Below are 19,765 nucleotides of genomic sequence, written 5' to 3'. Positions count from 1 at the left end.
CGGGGGTAGCAGGTGTCCACGATGGTGGACAAGGCCCGCCAGTTGGCGGGTTCGCGCCAAACAGACAACCGCCATCGGGCGTCGGCCTTTTACACCGGATATTCCGTCACTATTCAGTGAAAACACCGGAGTTGGGTCGAGGCCCAGCCAGTGCCGCATGGTTCGCGGTGAAACCTCCGATTTCCTGACCGTTCCATTGCCGGAGCGCTGGCGAGAGTTTGCCAATAGTTGCCGGGGTCCTGTTCCCGGATTTGAACGATTGTCATGCTTCTGCCCAGCCCCGTTCGACACGCCGGCCCCACCCCACCGGCGCCGTCGTTCAGACCGCACGGAGCTGCACGTCAGCACCCGTATCCGCCCCAGCAGGCACTGACCCCCGGTGCCCCGGAACGTGGTGCGACCGCGCACGCGGTTGATCCGGAAGGAACCCGTACGTGAAGCGAAAGCTCGCTGTCGGAGCCGTTCTCTCTGCCTCTGCCCTGCTGGCCGGCGCGATCCAGGTCAGTGCCGGGATCGCGCAGGCCGCCCCCAACCCGGCCGCCGCCGGTCACAGCCGCGGCGACTGGCTGGCGCTGGCCGCCGGGCAGGCCCCCTCCGCCGCCAAGGCCCTGGGCCTCGGCGCCCAGGAGAAGCTGGTGGTCAAGGACGCCATCGTCGACGCCGACGGTACCCGCCACTTCCGTTACGAGCGCACCTACAACGGACTGCCCGTGCTCGGCGGCGACCTGGTCGTCCACCAGGACGCCAAGGGCCAGGTCCGCTCCTCCGACAAGGCCGTCAACGGCAGCCTGGCCCCGGCCTCGCTGACCCCGAAGCTGACGGGCGCCCAGGCCGCCGGCAAGGCGACCGGCGCGGTGCAGGCCACCGTCGGCATCACCAAGGACGCCGAGGCCGCCCTGACCTCGGTCTCCGGCGCCACCGGCAACGCCGAGCTGGTGATCTGGGCCGCCGACGGCTCCCCGCGGCTGGCCTACCGCACCACCGTCGAGGGCATGCGCGCCGACGGCACCCCGAGCCGCCAGAAGCTGGTCACCGACGCGAACACCGGTGAGGTCCTCTCCACCCACGAGGAGATCGAGACCGCCAACGCGACCGGCACCGGCAACGGCGTCTTCGTCGGCAGCGTCTCGCTGACCACCACGCTGACCGGCAGCACCTACACGCTGAAGGACGCCACCCGCGGCAACCAGTACACGACCACCCTCGCGGGCAAGACCTCCGGCACCGGCACCCTCTACTCCAAGACCACCAACAGCTGGGGCTCCGGCGCCGCCTCCAACGGCGAGTCCGCGGCCGTGGACGCCCAGTACGGCGCTGCCGTCACCTGGGACTACTACAAGAACACCTTCGGCCGCAACGGCATCCGCAACGACGGTGTCGGCGCCTACAGCCGGGTCCACTACGGCAGCAACTACGTCAACGCGTTCTGGGACGACAGCTGCTTCTGCATGACCTACGGCGACGGCGCGTCCAACACCCACCCGCTGACCGAGCTGGACGTCTCGGGCCACGAGATGAGCCACGGCGTCACCTCCAACACCGCCGGCCTGAACTACTCGGGCGAGTCCGGCGGCCTGAACGAGGCGACCTCCGACATCTTCGGCAACATGGTCGAGTTCTACGCCAACCTGGCGAAGAACCCGCCGAACTACTGGGTCGGCGAGCTGATCGACATCAACGGCAACGGCACGCCGCTCCGTTACATGGACAAGCCCTCCAAGGACGGCGCGTCCGCCGACTACTGGTCCTCCACGGTCGGCAACAAGGACGTCCACTACTCCTCGGGCGTCGCCAACCACTTCTTCTACCTGCTGGCCGAGGGCAGCGGCGCGAAGACCATCAACGGCTTCAGCTACAACTCGCCCACCTACAACGGGGCGACGCTGACCGGCATCGGCCGGGCCCAGGCCCAGCAGATCTGGTACCGGGCGCTGACCGTCTACATGACCTCCACCACCAACTACAAGGCCGCGCGCACCGCGACCCTGAACGCGGCGAAGGACCTGTACGGCGCGACCTCCACCCAGTACAACGCGGTGGCGGCGGCGTGGACCGGCGTCAACGTCAACTGACCCCCGCCGGGTAGCAGAAAAGCTCGCGGCGGTCGGGCCTCCCACGAGGAGGCCCGACCGCCGCGCACCACGTTGTGGAGTCAGGCCGTGGCCGGCTCGGCCGCGGCCGGCTCGCCGCGCTCCTCCTTGGCCAGCATCCGCTCGGCGAAGAAGCCGCCGGTCGGCAGCACCGACAGCACGAACATCACCGCCGTGCGCTTCGGCTCCCAGCGGCGGGCCCTGGACGCCTGCGCCAGGAAGACCACGTACAGGATGAACAGCACGCCGTGGACCGCGCCCATGACGGGCACGCCGTTGAAGCTGGTGGTGCGCTTCAGCACCGAGCAGATCAGCAGCAGGATGAACGACAGGCCCTCAGGGCCGGAGACCAGGCGCAGGCGGTGGACGGCGGCGATGCTCTTCACGGGATTCCTCACAGGGCACGGACGACGGGGTTTGTGAACGGATGCACAAACCATGCCTATTATCACCGACCGCCCACCGGGGCCGACCCCGGACCCCCTATCCTGCTGTGCTGCGCGCGGCCTGACCGGCAGGCCCGCAGACCCACGGGGGAAGCACGACATGCTGAGGCGAGACTGGGACCGGCACACCTGTGCCCGGCGCGGCCACATCACCTACGCACCCGACGAGACCGACCTGCGCGAGCGGCTGCACGCCACCACCGCTCTCGGCACCGCCTGGCGCTGCCTGCGCTGCGGCGACTTCGCGCTCGGCGAGCCGCACGGCTCCGGCCCCGCCGGGGACGCGCCGCTGGTGCCCCGCGGCAAGGCCCTGCGCGACCTGTTCATCCTGCGCTTCCTGGCCGTCGAACGGCTGCTGCGCGGCCTGCTGATCGTGATCGTCGCCTGGGCGGTGTGGAAGTTCTCCAACAGCCAGGACGCGGTGCACCGGATCTTCGACGAGAACCTCACCGTCTTCAAGCCCGTCACCGACCACTTCCACTACGACGTCGAGCACTCGCCGATCGTCGACACCATCCGCAAGACCTTCGACTACAAGCACAACACCCTGATCTACGTCGCCGTGGCACTCGTGGTGTACGCGCTGATCGAGATCGTCGAGGCGTTCGGCCTGTGGTGGGGCCGCCGCTGGGCCGAGTACCTCACCGTGGTCGCCACCGCCGCGTTCCTGCCCCTGGAGGGCTACGAGCTCAGCGAGCACGTCAGCGTGCTGAAGATCTGCACGCTGCTGCTGAACATCGCCGCGGTGCTCTGGATCATGCTCTCCAAGCGGCTGTTCGGCCTGCGCGGCGGCGTCGCCGCGTTCGAGGCCGAGCGGCACTCCGCCTCGCTGCTGGAGGTGGAGACCTCCGCCGGGGCGCTGCCGCAGGCCGCCTGACGACGCATCCGATGTACGGGTTCCGTACCGACCCGCGCCGGCCCTCTCCCCACATCGGGGCGGGGGCCGCTACATTCCGGAACGTGGCACAGTTCCGACTCCAGGGGTCCAGGGTCCTCGCCGTCGATCTCGCCGGGGACACCGTCAAGGCCCGCAACGGCTCGATGGTCGCCTACACCGGGCAGATGGGCTTCAAGAAGCTCACCGGCGGCGGTGACGGCCTGCGCGGCATGGTCACCCGCCGACTCACCGGCGAGCGCATGGAGGTCATGGAGGTGAAGGGGCAGGGCACCTGCTACTTCGCCGACAAGGCCACCGAGATCAATCTGGTCCGGCTGAACGGCGAGACGCTGTTCGTCGAGTCCGACAACCTGCTGTGCACCGAGGCGACGCTGCGCACCGGCACCTCCTTCACCGGGCTGAACGGGATGGCCGCCGGCAACGGCCTGTTCACCACCAAGGTCGAGGGCCACGGCTGGGCCGCCGTCACCTCGCACGGCCCCGCGGTGATACTCCGGGTCGGCCAGGGCCTGCCGCTGCGGGTCGACCCCGGCGCGTACATCGCGCACACCGGCAACCTGAACCGCGCCCTCAAGTCCGGCGCCGGCTGGACCACGCTGATCGGCGAGGGCGGCGGCGAGGCCGTCCAGGTCGAGTTCACCGGTGAGGGCCTGGTCTACGTCCAGCCCTCCGAGCGCCTCACCTTCGGGGGCGACGTCTGATGGCCTTCACCCGGATCAACCACAAGATGATCTCCGCCCAGGTGCTCCCCGGCCAACGGATCCTGTCCCAGCGCGGCGCGATGCTCGCCTACACCGGCGACGTCACCTTCCAGCCCAACCTGATGGGCGGTCAGGGCGGCGTCATGTCGATGATCGGCCGCCGGGTCGCGGGCGAGGACACCCCGCTGATGACCGTCGAGGGCCACGGCACCGTGATGTTCGGCCACGGCGGCCACCACGTCCACGTCGTCGACCTGGCCGGCGACACCCTCTACGTCGAGGCCGACCGGCTGCTCGCCTTCGAAGGCAGCCTCCAGCAGTCCACCATGTTCATGGGCCAGCAGGGCGGCCTGATGGGCGTCGTCCGCGGCCAGGTCACCGGACAGGGCCTGTTCACCACCCAACTCAGCGGCAAGGGCGCGGTCGCCGTGATGGCCCACGGCGGCGTCATCGAACTCCCCATCACCCCCGGCCTCCCCGTCCACGTCGACCCGCAGGCCTACGTCGCCCACCGCGGCCAGGTCACCAACAAGCTTTCCAGCGCCCTCGGTTGGCGCGAGCTGATCGGGCGCGGCTCCGGCGAGGCCTTCCAACTCGAACTCTCCGGACACGGCATGGTGTACGTCCAGGCCAGCGAGGTGAAGCTCTGATGACCCACCCACCGCTGTTGCAGACCCCCGGTGACGACGCGCCCCGGGTCTGGGACCCGTACACGCTGCCCGTCAACGACAACGTCAACCCGTACTGCTTCTCGGTGGACCTGAACGGCGCGTACTACCTCCAGAAGGGCAAGATGATCGCCTACTACGGCGAGATGCGCTTCTCCGGAATCGGCCGCGGCGTCCTCGACCGGGTCCTCGAACAGAACTTCAACTCCCCGCTGCACGCCGCGGACTGGGTGGTCGCCCAGGGCCGCGGCAGACTCCTGCTCGCCGACCGCGCCTACGACCTCAACTCGTACGACCTGGACGACGGCAACCTGACGGTCCGCTCGGGCAACCTGCTGGCGTTCGAACCCTCGCTGCGGCTCAAGCAGTCGATCATCCCCGGGTTCCTCACCCTGATCGGCACCGGGAAGTTCGTGGCGGCCTCCAACGGCCCGGTGCACTTCGTCGAACCCCCGATCCGGGTCGACCCCGAGGCGCTGGTCGGCTGGGCCGACTGCCCCGCGCCCTGCCACCACTACGACCACAGCTACCTGCACGGCGTCCTCGGCGGCATCCGGCAGCTGACCGGGATCGGCGGCGCGAGCGGGGAGGAGCACCAGTTCGAGTTCATCGGGGCGGGGCAGGTGCTGATGCAGTCCTCGGAGACGGTGATGCCCGAGAAGTCGGTGGGCGTCGTCGGCGAGAGCACGGGCGTGCCGCACCAGCAGCCGACCACGCAGGCGATTCCGAATTTGGGAGAGCTCGGCCGGAGGTTCGGGCTGTAGCGGGCGCGCAACCAGGGAGCGCACACGACCAGGGGCGCGGGGAACTGCGCGAAGCGGAAGGCACCCAACCGCAAGATCGCGACGCCGGGGAATGACCTGCACTTGATCGCGACCTTGCGGACGGGCTTTGCGCCTGTCGCGCAGTTCCCCGCGCCCCTGGTGGTGCGCTCCCCGGCCTCGTGCCCGCTACAGCGCCGTGAACGTCACCGGGAGGGAGACCAGCGCCCGGTGGACCGGGCCCTGGCGCCAGTGGATCTGGTCGACCGGGACGGCGAGCCGGAGGTCGGTGAGGCGGCTGATGAGGTATTCGATCGCGGTGACGGCCATCAGGACCGCGGGCTGGCGGGCCGGGCAGCGGTGGGGGCCGGCGCCCCACGCGAGGTGGGCGTAGGAGCCGCCGAGGGACTCGCTCTCGGAGTCGGGCAGCGCGGCCTGCGCGTTCGCGGAGGCGTACGAGATCAGCACGGGCTGGTCGGGTGCGATCGGGGTGCCGTGGAAGACGAGGTTGTGCCGGGCGTAGTGCGGCGCGAAGTTGGAGAGCGGGGGGTCGGTCCAGAGCACTTCGTTGACCGCGTCGTGCGCGCTCAGCGCGCCGCTGTGCAGGGAGCCGGCGTAGCGGTCGTCGGAGAGCATCCGCAGCAGCGCGTTGGCGGTGAGGTTGGCGGTGGGTTCGTGGCCGGCCATCAGGGTCAGGGTGATGTGCCGGACGACCTCGTCGTCGCCGAGCTTCGCGGGGTGGTTGATGAAGGCGGAGATCAGGTCGTGCCGGGGGGCGGTGCGGCGTTCGGCGACCAGGCCGGTGATGACGGCGACCAGGTCGGCGTACGCGGCGATGGCGCCGGTGGAGGATTCGAAGGACCGGTTCATCGCCTCGCTGATCCGGTCGAGGTCCCGGTCGGGGACGCCGTACCAGGAGCAGAGGATCAGCAGCGGGATCCGGTAGGCGTACTGGGCGAGGATGTCGGCCCGGCCCGCGTGAACGAACTCGGCGATGAGCTGTTCGGCGACGGCGGTGGTGTCGCGTTGCAGCAGGTGGGGTTCGAGGATGCCGACGCTGTCGGTGATGACCTGGCGGTAGCGGGCGTGGACGGCGCCGTCGTTGAAGAGCGCGGTGGGGCGCCAGCCGAGCATCGGCATGATCGGCGAGTCGGCGGGCTGGGTGGCCTGCCAGGCGCGCGAGTCCCGGGTCCAGGTCTCGGTGTCGCGGAGGACTTCCAGGGCGACGTGGTAGTCGGTGACCAGCCAGGCGTCGACGCCGGGGGCGAGTTCGACGGGGGCGAGCGGTCCGCGGTCGCGCAGCCGGGCGTAGTGGGCGTGCGGCTGGGCGGCGAACTGCGGGCCGTAGAGGGCGGTGCGGGTCATGGGGCGGTCTCCTGGGGGAAGCGGTCCAGGACGTGCTCGGTGAGGGCGATCAGGGCGTCCAGGCAGCCTTCGCGTTGCCGGGCGTCGCATTCGATCAGCGGCGTGGCGGGGTCGAGGTCGAGCGCGGCGCGGATCTTGTCGAGCTCGATCGGCGGGGTGTCGGGGAAGCGGTTGACGGCGACCGCGTAGGGCAGGCCGGCTTCCTCGATGAGGTCCATCGCGTCGAAGGCGTCGGCGAGGCGGCGGGTGTCGGCGAGGATCAGCGCGCCGAGGGCGCCGCGGGCGAGGTCTTCCCAGAGCGGGAGGAAGCGGCGCTGGCCGGGGGTGCCGAACAGGTAGAGGACGAGGTCGCCGGCGGGCAGGGTGAGCCGTCCGAAGTCGACGGCGACGGTGGTGGCGGTCTTGCCGGGGATCCGGGCGGTGTCGTCGACCGGAATGCCCTGGGCGGTCATGGTCTCCTCGGTGTGCAGCGTCGGGATCTCCGACAGCGAGCGCACGAAGGTGGTCTTCCCGACCCCGAACGGCCCGGTGACCATGAGTTTCATCAGGATCGGGTCGGTGGCGGGGAGATAAACGGGGCTGCTGCCCGTGCTACTTGAGGGCGCGAAGTCCACTGAGGAGCCTTTCGGCGAGGTCCCGGTTGACCGGCTGGGCGGAGGGGATCGGCGCGCGCACCTTGAGGGCGCCGCGCTCGGCCAGGTCGGCGGCGATGAAGACGGTCGCGCTGACCGGGAGCCGGAGGTGGGCGGCCGCCTCGGCGACGGTCAGTGCGCCGGGGCGGACCAGCTCCCATAACTGGCGGTGTTCGCCGCCGAGTCCGGCGGGGAGGTCGGCGGCGGCGTGCAGAATGCTGAGCCGGTCCAGGCTGTGCTTGCCGGGGGCCAGTTCGCGGCCCTGGGTGGCGAGGTAGGCGGGGACGAGTCGGCGGCGCGGTCCGCTGGGTGTGGTCATGTCCCGCTCGCCTCCCGGGCGGGGCTGGCGAGGGCTCTGGCGAGCGCGGCGACCTGGACCTGCATCTGGTAGGCGATGGTGCCGAGGTCGGCGCCGGGGAGGGCGAACACCGCGAGCGAGGAGTTGGCGCCGGCCGGGGTGACCACGGCGTAGCCGAGGTCGGACTCGACGACGGTCTGGGTGAGCCGGACCTGCTCGGCCTCGGTGAAGGCGACGGTGAAGGCGCGGGCGGCGGCGTGCAGCGAGGCGGTCATCGCGGCGACCCGGTCGGCGTTGTCCCGGCCGAGGTCGGCGGAGTGGCCGGTGACCAGGCCGTCCCCGGTGGCGATGACGGCGTTCTGCACGCCGGGCAGGTCGAGCAGCGGCGTGAGGACCCAGGAGAGGTCCTCGGTGTGGCGGCGGAGCTGGGTGGTCACGGGGTTTCGACTCCTTCGGGTGCGGCGGGTCCCTCGGGGCCCGGGTTCCGGTGGACGGCGCTGCGGCCGGCGAGGGTGCCGGACTGCAGGGCCGACCATGCGGAACGGGCCCGGTCGGGGGTGCTGCCCGCCGGGGACGGGAGAGCGGACGGCGCGTCCTGCTGCGGGACGCGCGGGCTGCGGCGCTTGCGGGTGGGCAGCGCGTCGCCCGCGTCGAACACCGGTGTGGTCTGGGTGATCGGCCGCGGGGCGAGTGCGGAGAGCGGGGCGACCGGGTCGGTCAGCGTGAGCAGGTCGGCGGGCAGGCGCAGGATGGCCCGCACGCCGCCGTACGGGGACGGCTCGACCCGGCAGCCGAAGCCGAACTGCCGGCAGAGCAGCCCGATCACGGCGAAGCCGGCCTGCGGCGGGTCGCCGAGTTCGGTGAGCAGCACCTCGGCCTGCCCGCCGAGCAGGTCGGCGGTCCGTTCCAGCTGGTCGGGCTCCATGCCGACGCCCATGTCGTCGACCACCACCAGGGCGCCGGAGCTGCCCTGTTCGATGGAGACCACCACGCGGGTCTCGGGGTGCGAGTAGGCGGTGGCGTTGCCGAGGATCTCGGCGAGCGCGATGGCGACGGGTTCGGCGGCCCGGGCGGCCACCGCGAGGCGCGGCTCGCGCAGGTGGTTGGTGATCTCGATGCGGGCGTAGCCGGACACCCGGGACTGGGCGCCGACGCAGAGTTCGGCGAGCGGCGAGTCCTCCCGGGTCATGCCGGGCCAGGCGCCGGAGAGCACCGCGAGGGACTGCACCCGGCGCAGCGTCAGTTCGTTGCGGAAGTCCAGCGCGAGCAGCCGCGGGTCGTCGACGCTGAGCTGGATCTCCTCCAGCAGCGAGCGGACCTGGATCAGCAGCGCCTGGATCTTGGACGCGGCGCCGCGCAGCGCGGCCCGGGCGGCGGCGTCGGTGCGGTCGCGTTCGGCGAGCACGGCCCGGACGGCGGCGGTGAGCGTGCTCTCCAGGGCGTGGTGGAGCTCCTCGGTGCCGCCGGTGGCGTCCAGCGGCCCGGGGACGGGCGTCCGGGGGTGGGTGAGCGCGGTGGTGGTGGCGGGCAGCCGCTCGTGCGCGAGGTGGGCGAGTTCGCGCACCGCGGCGGTGTACCGGGTCTCGGCGACGGTGCGGTGGGCCTCCGCGGCGCGGGCCGAGGCGTCGGCGGCGCGGGCGCGTTCCTCGGCGGCGTCGGCCCGGGCGTCGGCCGCGCCGGCCCGATCCTCCGCCGTGCGGGCCGCCGCCTCCGCGGCGTGGGCCGTGCCGTCGGCGGCCCGGGCGCGCTGCTCGGCGGCGTCGGCCCGGGCGTGGGCGGCGCGGGCCGAGGTGTCGGCGTCGGCGGTGCGCAGGTCGGCGGCCCGGGTGGCCCGGGCGGCGCGGCGCAGCAGCCACAGCAGGGGTACTGCGGCCAGGGCGGCGCCGGCCAGGACGTACACGATCACGACCATCGGGTCCTCGGGGGGTGTCGTCGTCGCGGGGCGGGGGTCAGACGGTGCCTGCGGCGGTCTCGGCGCCGCGCTGCCGGGCGAGGCCGGCCATCCGGCCGAAGACCTCCATCATGGCGGGCGGCTCGCTGCCGTCGAGGTGCCGGTACTCGGTCGCGATGGTGATCAGCAGCCGCTCGGGCAGGCCGAGTTCGGGGTAGCGGCGTTCGTCGATGACGGTGCGCGCGGCCTCGGCGGCCGGGACGCCGGCGGCGTGCAGGGCGTGCGCGCGGTCGCGGACGTGGCCGAGGTACTCGGCGTGTGCGCGCAGGTCGTAGCGGGTGAGCAGCGGGCCGTGGCCGGGGACGATCGTCTCGGCGCCGGTGGCGAGGATGCGTTCGACGGCGTCGATGACGTTGCCGAGCGGGCCGGCCCAGTGCACGGGGTGGTCGCCGGGGCGGTCGGCGGTGGAGCCGAAGACGATGTCGCCGGTGAACACGGTGGAGCGGGTGGGCAGGTGGACGATCAGGTCGCCGCTGGTGTGGGCCGGCGGGAGGCTGCTGACCTGCACCGGGATGTCGCCGACGCGCAGTTCGAGTTCGCCGGTGAAGACGGTGTCGGGCTGGATCGGCGGGGTGTCGGCCCAGTCGAAGCAGCCGAAGTGCTCGTGCAGGTAGGAGCCGGTGTCGGTGGCCGGGTCGAGGCTCTGCAGCAGGGCGTGCTGCTGCTCGGGGGTCGGCTCGTAGGCGATGTGGTGCAACGCCTCGTGGGTGGTGATGAGTTCGGCGTCGGGCAGGACGCCCGCGCCCCACATGTGGTCGCCGTTGGCGTGGGTGACGACGATCCGGTCGACGGTGACGCCGCGGGGCAGGACGGCGCGGGTGCGGGCGAGGAACTGCCCGGCCAGCGTGCGGTCGTACGGGGTGTCGATCCACAGCGCGGTGCGGCCGGAGGCGACCAGGCCGCAGTTGGCCAGGCCCCAGCCGCGCTGCTCCGGCTGCCAGGCGTACACGCCGTCGGCTATCGAATGGAAGTTCGCGCTCCGCGTCGTCATGGGCGCGATTATGCCTAACATGCCGTCACCGGCCGAGTGCACCCCGGTAATTGGGCATGCTCGTTTCAATGTCGCCAGGCGGGAAGGCGGTTGTGCGGATACGGAGCAACCCGGGCGGCGACCGCTGGACCCTACACCCTCGCCATCGGTGAACTTGTACAACATTGAACAACATCGGCTATACTCGGACGCATGGATACTCCTGTGACCGAAGCGCCGGCGGTCCCCGCCTCCCCCACGGAGGAGGACGCGCCCTGGCTCGACGCGCGTGAACAGCGGTTCTGGCGCGCCCACCTGGAGGTCGGGAAGCTGCTCGAACACCAGCTGAGCCGGGAACTGCAGGCGCACAACCTCGCCATCAACGACTACGAGATCCTCGTGGTGCTCTCCGAGTCCCCCGAGCGCCGAATGCGGATGACCGACCTGGCCACCGCCACCATGCAGTCCAAGAGCCGCCTCTCCCACCAGATCACCCGGATGGAGACGGCCGGCCTGGTGCTGCGCCAGGACTGCCCCGGCGACCGCCGCGGCCTCTACGCGCACCTGACCGACCTCGGCTGGCAGACGCTGCAGCGGGTCGCCCCCGACCACGTGCGCAGCGTCCGCGAGCACTTCGTCGACCGCCTCACCGACGAGCAGCTGGACGCCATGTACGACGCCCTCGCCCCGATCGCCGAGCACCTGCGGGCGCTGCGCGGCCGGAGCTGAACACCGCCGCTCAGCCGGTGAGTTCGGCGACCAGCCGGTCCGCGGCGGTGTACGGGTCGAGGCTGCCGTCGGCGACCTGCCCGGCCAGCACGTCCAGGTGCCGGTCGCCGCGCAGGTCGCCGATCCGGGCGCGCAGCGCGGCCAGCGTGATCGCCTCGACCTCCTGGGCGGCCCGGCGCCGGCGGCGGGCCGCGAGCTCGCCGGTTTCGGCCAGCCAGCTGTGGTGCTTCTCCAGCGCCTCGACCAGCTCGTCCACGCCCTCGCCGCGGGCGGCCACGGTCTTCACGATCGGCGGCCGCCAGTCTCCGGGCTGCCGGGACTCGCCCAGGCCGAGCATGTGGTTGAGCTCCCGGGCGGTGGCGTCCGCGCCGTCCCGGTCGGCCTTGTTGACCACGAACACGTCGCCGATCTCCAGGATGCCCGCCTTCGCGGCCTGGATGCCGTCGCCCATGCCGGGGGCGAGCAGCACCACCGAGGTGTCGGCCTGCGCGGCGATCTCCACCTCGGACTGGCCGACGCCGACGGTCTCCACCAGGATCACGTCGCAGCCCGCCCCGTCCAGCACCCGCAGCGCCTGCGGGGCCGCCCAGGACAGGCCGCCCAGGTGGCCGCGGGTGGCCATCGAGCGGATGAACACCTCCGGGTCGGTGGCGTGCTCCTGCATCCGCACCCGGTCGCCGAGCAGCGCGCCGCCGGAGAACGGCGAGGACGGGTCGACGGCGAGCACCCCGACCCGCTTGCCGAGCTTGCGGTAGGCGGTCACCAGCGCGGACGTCGAGGTGGACTTGCCCACGCCGGGCGAGCCGGTCAGGCCCACCGTGTACGCCCGCCCGCTGTACGGGGCCAGCGCGGCCATCACCTCGCGCAGCTCGGGCGCGGCGTTCTCCACCAGGGTGATCAGCCGGGCCACCGCCCGGGGGCGGCCCTGCCGGGCCTGCTCGACCAGCGTCGCCACATCGGCCATCGGGTTGCTCCTCGCAGCAGAAAAGACGGGAGCCCCGTGCGGCGGCCGGCCGGGGCTCGGCCGCCTCACGGGGACTTGACGATCGGTCGGGTCAGCCCTGCGCGGGGACCTTGACGATCAGGGCGTCGCCCTGGCCGCCGCCGCCGCACAGCGCGGCCGCGCCGACGCCGCCGCCGCGGCGCTGGAGCTCCAGCGCGAGGTGCAGCACCACCCGGGCGCCGGACATGCCGATCGGGTGGCCCAGCGCGATCGCGCCGCCGTTGACGTTGACGATCTCGTCGCTGACGCCCAGGTCCTTCATCGACTGGTGGGCGACGGCGGCGAACGCCTCGTTGATCTCGATCAGGTCGAGGTCGGCGACCTCCAGGCCCTCCTTGCCGAGGGCGTGCTTGATCGCGTTGGACGGCTGCGACTGGAGCGAGTTGTCCGGGCCGGCGACGTTGCCGTGCGCGCCGATCTCGGCGATCCAGGTCAGGCCCAGTTCCTCGGCCTTGGCCTTGCTCATCACCACGACCGCGGCGGCGCCGTCGGAGATCTGCGAGGAGGTGCCGGCGGTGATCGTGCCGTCCTTGGCGAACGCCGGGCGCAGCTTGGCCAGGCCCTCGACGGTGGTGTCGGCCCGAATGCCCTCGTCCAGGCTGAACAGCACCGGGTCGCCCTTGCGCTGCGGGATGGCGACCGGGACGATCTCGGCCTCGAACACGCCGTCGGCCTGCGCCTTGGCGGCCCGCTGGTGCGAGGCGGCGGCGATCGCGTCCTGCACCTCGCGGCCGATGCCGAGGCGGGTGTTGTGCTTCTCGGTGGACTCGCCCATCGGGATGTTCTCGTAGGCGTCGGTCAGACCGTCGTACGCCATCGCGTCGAGCATCTCGATCGCGCCGTACTTGTAGCCCTCGCGGGACTTCGGCAGCAGGTGCGGGGCGTTGGTCATCGACTCCTGGCCGCCGGCCACCACGATCTCGAACTCGCCGGCCCGGATCAGCTGGTCGGCCAGCGCGATGGCGTCCAGACCGGACAGACACACCTTGTTGATGCTCAGCGCCGGGACGTTCATCGGAATGCCGGCCTTCACCGCGGCCTGCCGCGCCGGGATCTGGCCCGCGCCGGCCTGCAGCACCTGGCCCATGATCACGTACTGGACCTGCTCGCCGGTGACACCGGCCCGCTCCAGCGCCGCCTTGATCGCGAAACCGCCCAGTTCGGCGGCGGTGAAACCCTTGAGCGAGCCGAGCAGCCGACCCATCGGCGTGCGCGCACCTGCGACGATCACAGAAGTAGTCATGGACGAGCCCCTTCGCGCGTCGGACCAGAGGGTATGGGGATGCGGTCAATGTACTGATCCGTTACCTCCGCGTCACCGCCGCGAGGATGTGATCAGCGCTACTGGCACCTTCCAGTGAACACCGTGCCAGTTCCGGGAAGTTCCACCACGGGAAACTCCGATGTGAGCAGGCTCGCAAGGCGCGCCGCTGGCGCCCGGTCGCCGCGATGCGCTGCACTGAGTGCCACCCCTTCACCCGGCTTCGGAGGCCCCTGTGCTGACCCGCATCGACCACATCGGCATCGCCTGCTTCGACCTGGACCGGACCGTCGAGTTCTACCGGAACACCTACGGGTTCGAGGTGTTCCACTCGGAGGTCAACGAGGAGCAGGGCGTGCGCGAGGCCATGCTGAAGATCAACGACACCGGCGACGGCGGGGCGTCCTACCTCCAGCTGCTGGAGCCCACCCGGGAGGACTCGACGGTCGCCAAGTGGCTGGCCAAGAACGGCGAGGGCGTGCACCACATCGCCTTCGGCACCGCGGACGTCGACGGCGACTCCGAGGCGATCAGGGGCAAGGGCGTGCGGGTGCTGTACGACGAGCCCCGGCGCGGTTCGATGGGCTCGCGGATCACCTTCCTGCACCCCAAGGACTGCGGCGGCGTGCTGACCGAGCTGGTCACCGCCGCGGAGCCGGGCGAGCACTGACCGCAGGCCGTACGGGCCCCGAACGGGGCCGGTACGGGGGCGAACAGGGCACGAACAGAACCCGACCGAAGTCCGGCCGAGCAGTAACGAACTGGGCGGTAACTTCCGAAAACGACCTCGCCCCCATTCCCCCCGGCACGGCTCCCACTACAATGCCCAGGTGCGCAGGTGCCTCCGGTCCGCGCACCACAGGGGAGTCCACGACGCGGGCACGGCCGAACGGTCGCCGTTCGGATCTGTCACCATTCTCCAGAGGCAACAGATCGCTCAGGAGTCCACCCGGACGGCGGAGCGATGGCAAGGACCGCCCGGTCCGGCCCCGGCACCTGCCTGGGGGCGGAACGGACCGGTCGAGGACGCGACCAGGAGATGGGCGGGACCGCGGAGTGCGGGGCTACGACCGCGTTGAAGATCACCTCTCCAAGTTCGAGGCCGAGCTGGAGAAGGCCCGCAAGGAGCGGGACAAGACGATCGAGCACGCCGACGACCTCGCCTACCAGGTCGAGGTGCTCCGGGCCAAGCTCCACGAGGCCCGCCGGCAGCTCGCCCAGCCGCGTGCCTTCGACTCCGTCTCCGGCCAGGCCGAACAGCTGCTCCGGAACGCCGAGATGCAGGCCGAGGCGCTGCGCGCCGACGCCGAGCGCCAGCTCCGCGAGTCCCAGGCCGCGACCCAGCGGATGATGGCCGAGGCCGCCGAGCGCACCGCCCAGCTGGAAGCCGAATTCAACGCCCGGCGCCGCCGGTTGGAGGAGGAACTCGCCGAGTTCCGGGCCGCCGCCGAACGCCACGTCAACGAAAACGTCAACTGGGCGGAGCAGACCCGCGCCGGAACCGAGCAGGAGGCCCAGCGCCTGCTCCAGGAGGCCCGCGTCGAGGCCGAGCGGATGATGGCCGCCGTCCGCGCCGAGGCCACCGCGCTCGCCGACCAGGCCCGCGCACAGACCGCCGCCGACGTCGACGCCGCCCGCGGCGAGGCCCGGGCCCGGGCCGAGGAAGCGCTGCTGCGCGCCCAGTCCGACGCCGAACGTCTGCTGCGTGCCGCCTCCGAGCAGGCCCAGCAGACCGGCGCCCAGGCCGAGGAACACCGCGTCGCCGCCGCCACCGCCGCCCAACAGCAGCTGGCCGAGGCGCACGCCGCCGCGGAGCAGAAGCTCGCCGCCGCCGAAGCCGAGATCACCGCCCTCAAGCGGCAGGCCCTCGCCGACCAGGAGCGCGCCGAAGCCGCCCTGGTCGGTGCCCAGACCGAGATAGAGCGGCTGCGCGCCGAGGCCCTCGCCGAGGCCGAGCGGGCCCGCACCGAGGCCGCCCGGATGCGCGAGCAGGCCCTCGCCGCCGCCGAACGCCTGCAGGCCGAGGCCGCCGCCGAGGCCGAACGCAAGGTCGCCGACGGGGACGCCGCCAGCGAGCAGCGCTCGCAGACCGCCCGCGCCGAGATCGCCAAGATGGTGGCCGCCGCCACCCGCGAGGCCGAGCTGATCAAGGCCGCCGCCTCCACCGCCCAGGCCGAGGCGGAGGCCGCCAGGGCCGCCGCCGCCGAGGAGAGCGAACGCCTGCGCGGCGCCGCCGAGTCGGTCGCGGGCGAGCTGCGCGCGGACGCCGAGAAGGAGATCGCCGAGCACTGGACCGCCGCCGAGCGCAAGGCCTCCGAACTCCGCGAGCAGGCCGCCGCCGAGGCCGAACGCCTGCGCGCCGAGGCCGAGGAGACCGGCCGCGCCGAGGGCGCCAAGGACGCCGCGCTGCGCCTGGCCCGCGCAGCCAAGCAGGGCGAGGAGGTGCTCGCCCGCGCGACCGCCGACGCCGAGGCCACCCGCGGCGAGGCCGCCGCCGAGGCCGAACGCCTGGTCGAGCACGCCAAGTCCGAGGCCGGCACGCTGCTGGAGCAGGCCCGGGAGGCCGTCGAGCAGGCGCAGAACGCCGCCATGGAGGACGCCGCCTCGATCCGCGAGCAGCTGGAGCGGATGCAGTCCGAGGCCGCCCAGGCCCGCGAGCAGGCCGAGGAACAGCGCTCCGCCGCCGAGGCCGAGGCCGAACGGGTCCGCGCCGAGGCCCGCCGCCAGGCCGCCGTGAAGATCGAGGAGTCCGCCAAGCAGGCCGAGGCACTCCTGACGAGCGCCAAGACCGACGCGGACACCCTGCGCTCCGGCGCCGCCGACGAGGTCGAACGGCTGCGCACCGAGACCCGCGAGCAGGCCGCCGCCATCCAGGGCCGGGCCGAGCAGACCCTGACCCGGGCCCGCGCCGAGGCCGAGAAGCTCACCACCTCCGCCGCCGAGGCCCGCGACGAGCTGCTGGCCGCCGCGACGGCATCCGCCGAGGAGCACCGGGCCGCCGCCGAGCGCGACGGCGCCGAGGTCCGCGAGCAGGCCGAGGCCGCCGCCGCGACGCTCCGCGCGGAGGCCGACGCCGCCGCCGAGACCACCCGCGCCGAGGCCGACGCCGCAGCCGAGGCCACCCGTACCGACGCCGCCCAGTGGGCCGAGCAGCACCGCGGCGAGGCCGAGGAGGCCGGCCGGGCCGTGCGCGAGGCCGCCGACCAGGCCGCCCGCGCCGTCGGCGAGCAGGCCGAGGCCGCCGCCCAGGCCCTGCGCGACGAGGCCGTCGCCGCCCGCGAGGCGGCCCGCGAAGGCCTGGAGCGCGACCGGGCGCTGACCGCCGAGAAGCTCGCCGAGGCCACCGCGATCCGCGAAGCCGCCGACGGCGAGGCCGAATCGGTCCGCACGGCCGCCGCGCAGGACGCCCAGCAGGTCCGCGCCGAGGCCGACCGGCAACTCGCCGAAGCCCGCACCGAGGCCGACACGCTGGCCGCCGAGGCCGCCGCCGACCGGGCCGAGGCCGCGCAACTGCGCGAGGACGCCGACGCGTACGACCGCGAACTGCGCGACACCGCGGACCGCGACACCGCCGCACTCCGGGCCACCGCCGAGCAGGAGACCGGCGAACTCCGCGCCGCCGCGGAGCAGGAGACGGCCGAGCTGCGGGCCGCCGCGGAGCAGGAAGTCGCCGAACTCCGCGCTGTCGCCGACCGCGAGACCGCGGACCTGCGCACCGTCGCCGAGCGGGACACCACCGCGCTGCGCGAGGCCGCCGACGCCTACGACCGGGAGCTGCGCGAGCGCACCGACGCCGACACGGCCGAGCTGCGCGCCGTCGCCGAGCTGGAGGTCGCCGAGCTGCGCGAGGTCGCCGACCGCGAGACGACCGCACTGCGCGAACAGGCCGACGCCTACGACCGCGAACTGCGCGACACCGCCGACCGCGACACCGCCGAGCTGCGTGCCCTCGCCGAGCAGGAGGTCGCCGAACTCCGCGCCACCGCCGACCGCGAGAGCATCGCACTGCGCCGGGACGCCGCACAGGCCTCCGAGGAGCTGCGGGCCGAGGGCGCGGCGCAGGCCGCCGAGCTGGTCGCGCAGGCCGAGCAGGACGCCGCCGAGGTCCGCCAGTCGGTGGCGGGCCTGCACGAGACCGCGACCAAGCAGATCACCGAGCTGCGCGCCGTCGCCGAGCGGGAGACCGCCGAGCTGCGCGAGGTCGCCGACCGCGAGACGACCGCACTGCGCCAGCAGGCCGACGCCTACGACCGCGAACTGCGCGACACCGCCGACCGCGACACCGCCGAACTGCGCGCCCTCGCCGAGCAGGAGGTCGCCGAACTCCGCGCCACCGCCGACCGCGAGACCACCGAGCTCCGCAACACCGCCATCGCGTTCGACCACGACCTGCGCGCCGGCGCCGCCGCGTTCGACCGCAAGCTCCGGGCCACCACCGAGCGGGAGACCGCCGAGCTGCGCGCCGCCGTCGAGCAGGAGGTGGCCGAACTCCGTACCACCGCCGACCGCGAGACCACCGAACTGCGCCAGCAGGCCGACGCCTACGACCGCGAACTGCGCGACACCGCGGACCGCGACACCGCGGAGATCCGCGCCGTCGTCGCGCAGGAGGTGGCCGAACTGCGCGCCGCCGCCGACCGTGAGATCGCCGAACTGCACGCTGCGGCGGCCGAGTTCGCCGAGCAGCAGCGGGCCGCCGCGGAGGCCGGGGCGCAGCGCACGCTGGCCGAGGCGGACGAGCTGGCGGCGGCGGCGCTGAACGACGCCGAGGAGCGGTCGGCGGCGCTGCGCGCGGACGCCGAGGAGTACGCGTTGGCGACCCGCACCCTGGCGGAGGAGTTCGACGCGGACGTCCGGGCCCGTGCGGAGTCCTTCGACGCGGAGCTGCGGAAGGCCGCGGAAGCGTACGACAAGGCGACCCGCGAGCAGGCCAAGTCGGTGCTGGAGAAGGCGTTCACGGACGCCGAGCAGCTCGCCGAGCAGGCCCAGACGGAGGCGCTGGCGGCGGCCGCGGCGGCCGAGGAGCAGGCCGACGCGCTGGTGACGGCGGCCCGCAAGGAGGCCGAGCGGCTGGTCGCGACCGCCGAGGCGCAGGGCAAGGCCGAGGTGGAGAAGGCCCGTTCGGACGCGGACGCGCTGCTGAAGGAGGCCCGCCGGGACTCGACCGCGATCCGCGATCGGGCGGAGGAGCTGCGCGAGCGCACCGACTCCGAGATCGAGGCGCTGCACGAGCGGGCCCGCAAGGAGAACGCGCAGGCGATGAAGTCCGCCGGCGAGCGGGTGGACGCGCTGGTGACGGCGGCCCAGGAGCAGCTGACCGAGGCCGAGGAGCAGGCGCAGGCACAGGTCGCCGAGGCCGAGGAGCGGGCGGCGAAGCTGATCGAGGCGGCCGAGACGCGGGCCTCGGACCTGACGTCGGAGGCGTCGGCGGAGGCCGGCCGGGTGCGGATCTCGGCGGTGCGCAAGGCCGAGACGCTGCTGAAGGAGGCGGAGAACAAGCTCGCCGACTCCACCACCCGGGCCGAGGCGCTGATCATCAAGGCGGAGGCGAAGCTGAAGGCCGCCGAGATGGAGTCCGAGGAGCAGCTGGAGGCGGCGGCCGACGAGGCCGCGTCCCGGCTCAAGCGCGCCGACGAGGAGTCGGAGAAGCGGATCCGGCGGGCCGGTTCGGATGCCGAGGAGCAGTTGCGGCTGGCCGCCGAGGAGGCGGAGCGGCTGCTCGCGGAGGCAAAGGCCGAGGCAAAGCGCGTGACCGACGAGGGCCAGCGGGAGTTGGACGAGTTGGTGCGCCGCCGCAAGGACATCAACACCGAGATCTCTCGGGTCCAGGACGTGCTGTCGGCGTTGGAGGCGTTCGAGGCGCCCGCGCCGACGGTCCACAGCAACGGGGGCAACAAGAAGGACGGAGGGCCCAAGGCCGGTGCCGGGGTGGGCTCTCCCCGATCGGGAGGCAATCGCTCCGGGGGCGCGCCACCCGATTGAGCGGACATTG

The 19,765-nt window shown here is 72.9% G+C and carries 17 protein-coding genes; 8 read left to right on the top strand and 9 right to left on the bottom strand.

Annotation, left to right across the window (positions count from 1 at the left end; translation table 11 throughout):
- Nucleotides 1-434 precede the first annotated feature (434 nt).
- Nucleotides 435-2,072, top strand: coding sequence for a M4 family metallopeptidase (locus ACIQF6_RS12715; protein WP_400893569.1), 1,638 nt, complete (start codon nt 435-437; stop codon nt 2,070-2,072).
- An 80-nt stretch (nt 2,073-2,152) separates the two neighbouring features.
- On the opposite strand, the gene ACIQF6_RS12710 is transcribed toward ACIQF6_RS12715, so the two are convergent.
- Nucleotides 2,153-2,530 (bottom strand): DUF3817 domain-containing protein, encoded by a 378-nt coding sequence (locus ACIQF6_RS12710; RefSeq protein ID WP_400893567.1) that lies wholly within the window; start codon nt 2,528-2,530, stop codon nt 2,153-2,155.
- Between the two features lie 109 nt (nt 2,531-2,639).
- On the opposite strand from ACIQF6_RS12710, the gene ACIQF6_RS12705 reads away from it, so the two are divergent.
- The 4 genes from ACIQF6_RS12705 (at nt 2,640) to ACIQF6_RS12690 (ending at nt 5,567) form a co-directional block, all read left to right on the top strand.
- The gene (locus tag ACIQF6_RS12705; protein WP_400893918.1) at nt 2,640-3,413 is read left to right on the top strand and encodes a DUF2127 domain-containing protein; all 774 of its coding nucleotides are present in this window, start codon (nt 2,640-2,642) and stop codon (nt 3,411-3,413) included.
- Nucleotides 3,414-3,496: 83 nt separating this feature from the next.
- A complete protein-coding gene (locus ACIQF6_RS12700; protein ID WP_400893565.1) occupies nt 3,497-4,135 on the top strand; it encodes an AIM24 family protein in 639 nt (212 codons plus the stop codon).
- The gene (locus tag ACIQF6_RS12695) at nt 4,135-4,785 is read left to right on the top strand and encodes an AIM24 family protein (protein ID WP_400893563.1); all 651 of its coding nucleotides are present in this window, start codon (nt 4,135-4,137) and stop codon (nt 4,783-4,785) included. Before ACIQF6_RS12700 ends, ACIQF6_RS12695 begins: the two co-directional genes overlap by 1 nt.
- On the top strand, nt 4,785-5,567 hold the full coding sequence (locus ACIQF6_RS12690) for an AIM24 family protein (protein WP_400893561.1): 783 nt from the start codon (nt 4,785-4,787) through the stop codon (nt 5,565-5,567). The genes ACIQF6_RS12695 and ACIQF6_RS12690 overlap by 1 nt, the downstream gene beginning before the upstream one ends.
- Nucleotides 5,568-5,753: 186 nt before the next feature.
- Here the strand turns inward: ACIQF6_RS12690 and ACIQF6_RS12685 are convergent, their stop codons facing one another.
- The 6 genes from ACIQF6_RS12685 to ACIQF6_RS12660 are packed head-to-tail and all read right to left on the bottom strand — an operon-like array spanning nt 5,754 to nt 10,801.
- Complete coding sequence (locus ACIQF6_RS12685; RefSeq protein WP_400893559.1) at nt 5,754-6,929, bottom strand: cytochrome P450; 1,176 nt, start codon at nt 6,927-6,929, stop codon at nt 5,754-5,756.
- Entirely contained in the window at nt 6,926-7,543 is a 618-nt protein-coding gene (locus tag ACIQF6_RS12680) for a GTP-binding protein (protein WP_400893557.1), read from the bottom strand. Before ACIQF6_RS12680 ends, ACIQF6_RS12685 begins: the two co-directional genes overlap by 4 nt.
- Nucleotides 7,521-7,880: a DUF742 domain-containing protein gene (locus ACIQF6_RS12675; protein WP_400893555.1), complete on the bottom strand. Its 360-nt coding sequence runs from the start codon at nt 7,878-7,880 to the stop codon at nt 7,521-7,523. The genes ACIQF6_RS12680 and ACIQF6_RS12675 overlap by 23 nt, the downstream gene beginning before the upstream one ends.
- A complete protein-coding gene (locus ACIQF6_RS12670; RefSeq protein ID WP_043916060.1) occupies nt 7,877-8,296 on the bottom strand; it encodes a roadblock/LC7 domain-containing protein in 420 nt (139 codons plus the stop codon). Before ACIQF6_RS12670 ends, ACIQF6_RS12675 begins: the two co-directional genes overlap by 4 nt.
- A complete protein-coding gene (locus ACIQF6_RS12665; RefSeq protein WP_400893552.1) occupies nt 8,293-9,765 on the bottom strand; it encodes an ATP-binding protein in 1,473 nt (490 codons plus the stop codon). Before ACIQF6_RS12665 ends, ACIQF6_RS12670 begins: the two co-directional genes overlap by 4 nt.
- Before the next feature lie 43 nt (nt 9,766-9,808).
- Nucleotides 9,809-10,801, bottom strand: coding sequence for an MBL fold metallo-hydrolase (locus tag ACIQF6_RS12660; protein WP_400893550.1), 993 nt, complete (start codon nt 10,799-10,801; stop codon nt 9,809-9,811).
- Between the two features lie 192 nt (nt 10,802-10,993).
- Between ACIQF6_RS12660 and ACIQF6_RS12655 the strand changes: the two genes are divergently transcribed.
- Nucleotides 10,994-11,509 carry a MarR family winged helix-turn-helix transcriptional regulator gene (locus ACIQF6_RS12655; RefSeq protein WP_400893548.1) on the top strand — a complete coding sequence of 172 codons (516 nt, stop codon included), beginning with the start codon at nt 10,994-10,996 and terminating at the stop codon, nt 11,507-11,509.
- 10 nt (nt 11,510-11,519) lie between these two features.
- Here ACIQF6_RS12655 and meaB read toward each other — a convergent pair whose 3' ends face one another.
- Together meaB and ACIQF6_RS12645 are read right to left on the bottom strand one after the other, a co-directional pair.
- Nucleotides 11,520-12,473 carry a methylmalonyl Co-A mutase-associated GTPase MeaB gene (meaB, locus tag ACIQF6_RS12650; RefSeq protein WP_400893545.1) on the bottom strand — a complete coding sequence of 318 codons (954 nt, stop codon included), beginning with the start codon at nt 12,471-12,473 and terminating at the stop codon, nt 11,520-11,522.
- 91 nt (nt 12,474-12,564) lie between these two features.
- The gene (locus ACIQF6_RS12645; RefSeq protein WP_400893543.1) at nt 12,565-13,755 is read right to left on the bottom strand and encodes an acetyl-CoA C-acetyltransferase; all 1,191 of its coding nucleotides are present in this window, start codon (nt 13,753-13,755) and stop codon (nt 12,565-12,567) included.
- Nucleotides 13,756-14,008: 253 nt separating this feature from the next.
- Here ACIQF6_RS12645 and mce point away from each other — a divergent pair, with 253 nt between their 5' ends.
- Entirely contained in the window at nt 14,009-14,443 is a 435-nt protein-coding gene (mce, locus tag ACIQF6_RS12640) for a methylmalonyl-CoA epimerase (RefSeq protein ID WP_400893541.1), read from the top strand.
- Between the two features lie 386 nt (nt 14,444-14,829).
- Nucleotides 14,830-19,755, top strand: a complete 4,926-nt coding sequence (locus ACIQF6_RS12635; RefSeq protein WP_400893539.1) for a hypothetical protein — start codon at nt 14,830-14,832, stop codon at nt 19,753-19,755.
- Nucleotides 19,756-19,765: the final 10 nt, after the last annotated feature.

Source organism: Kitasatospora sp. NPDC092948 (assembly GCF_044754805.1).
Lineage (GTDB): Bacteria > Actinomycetota > Actinomycetes > Streptomycetales > Streptomycetaceae > Kitasatospora.
This window is presented reverse-complemented; position numbering and strand designations above follow the sequence as displayed.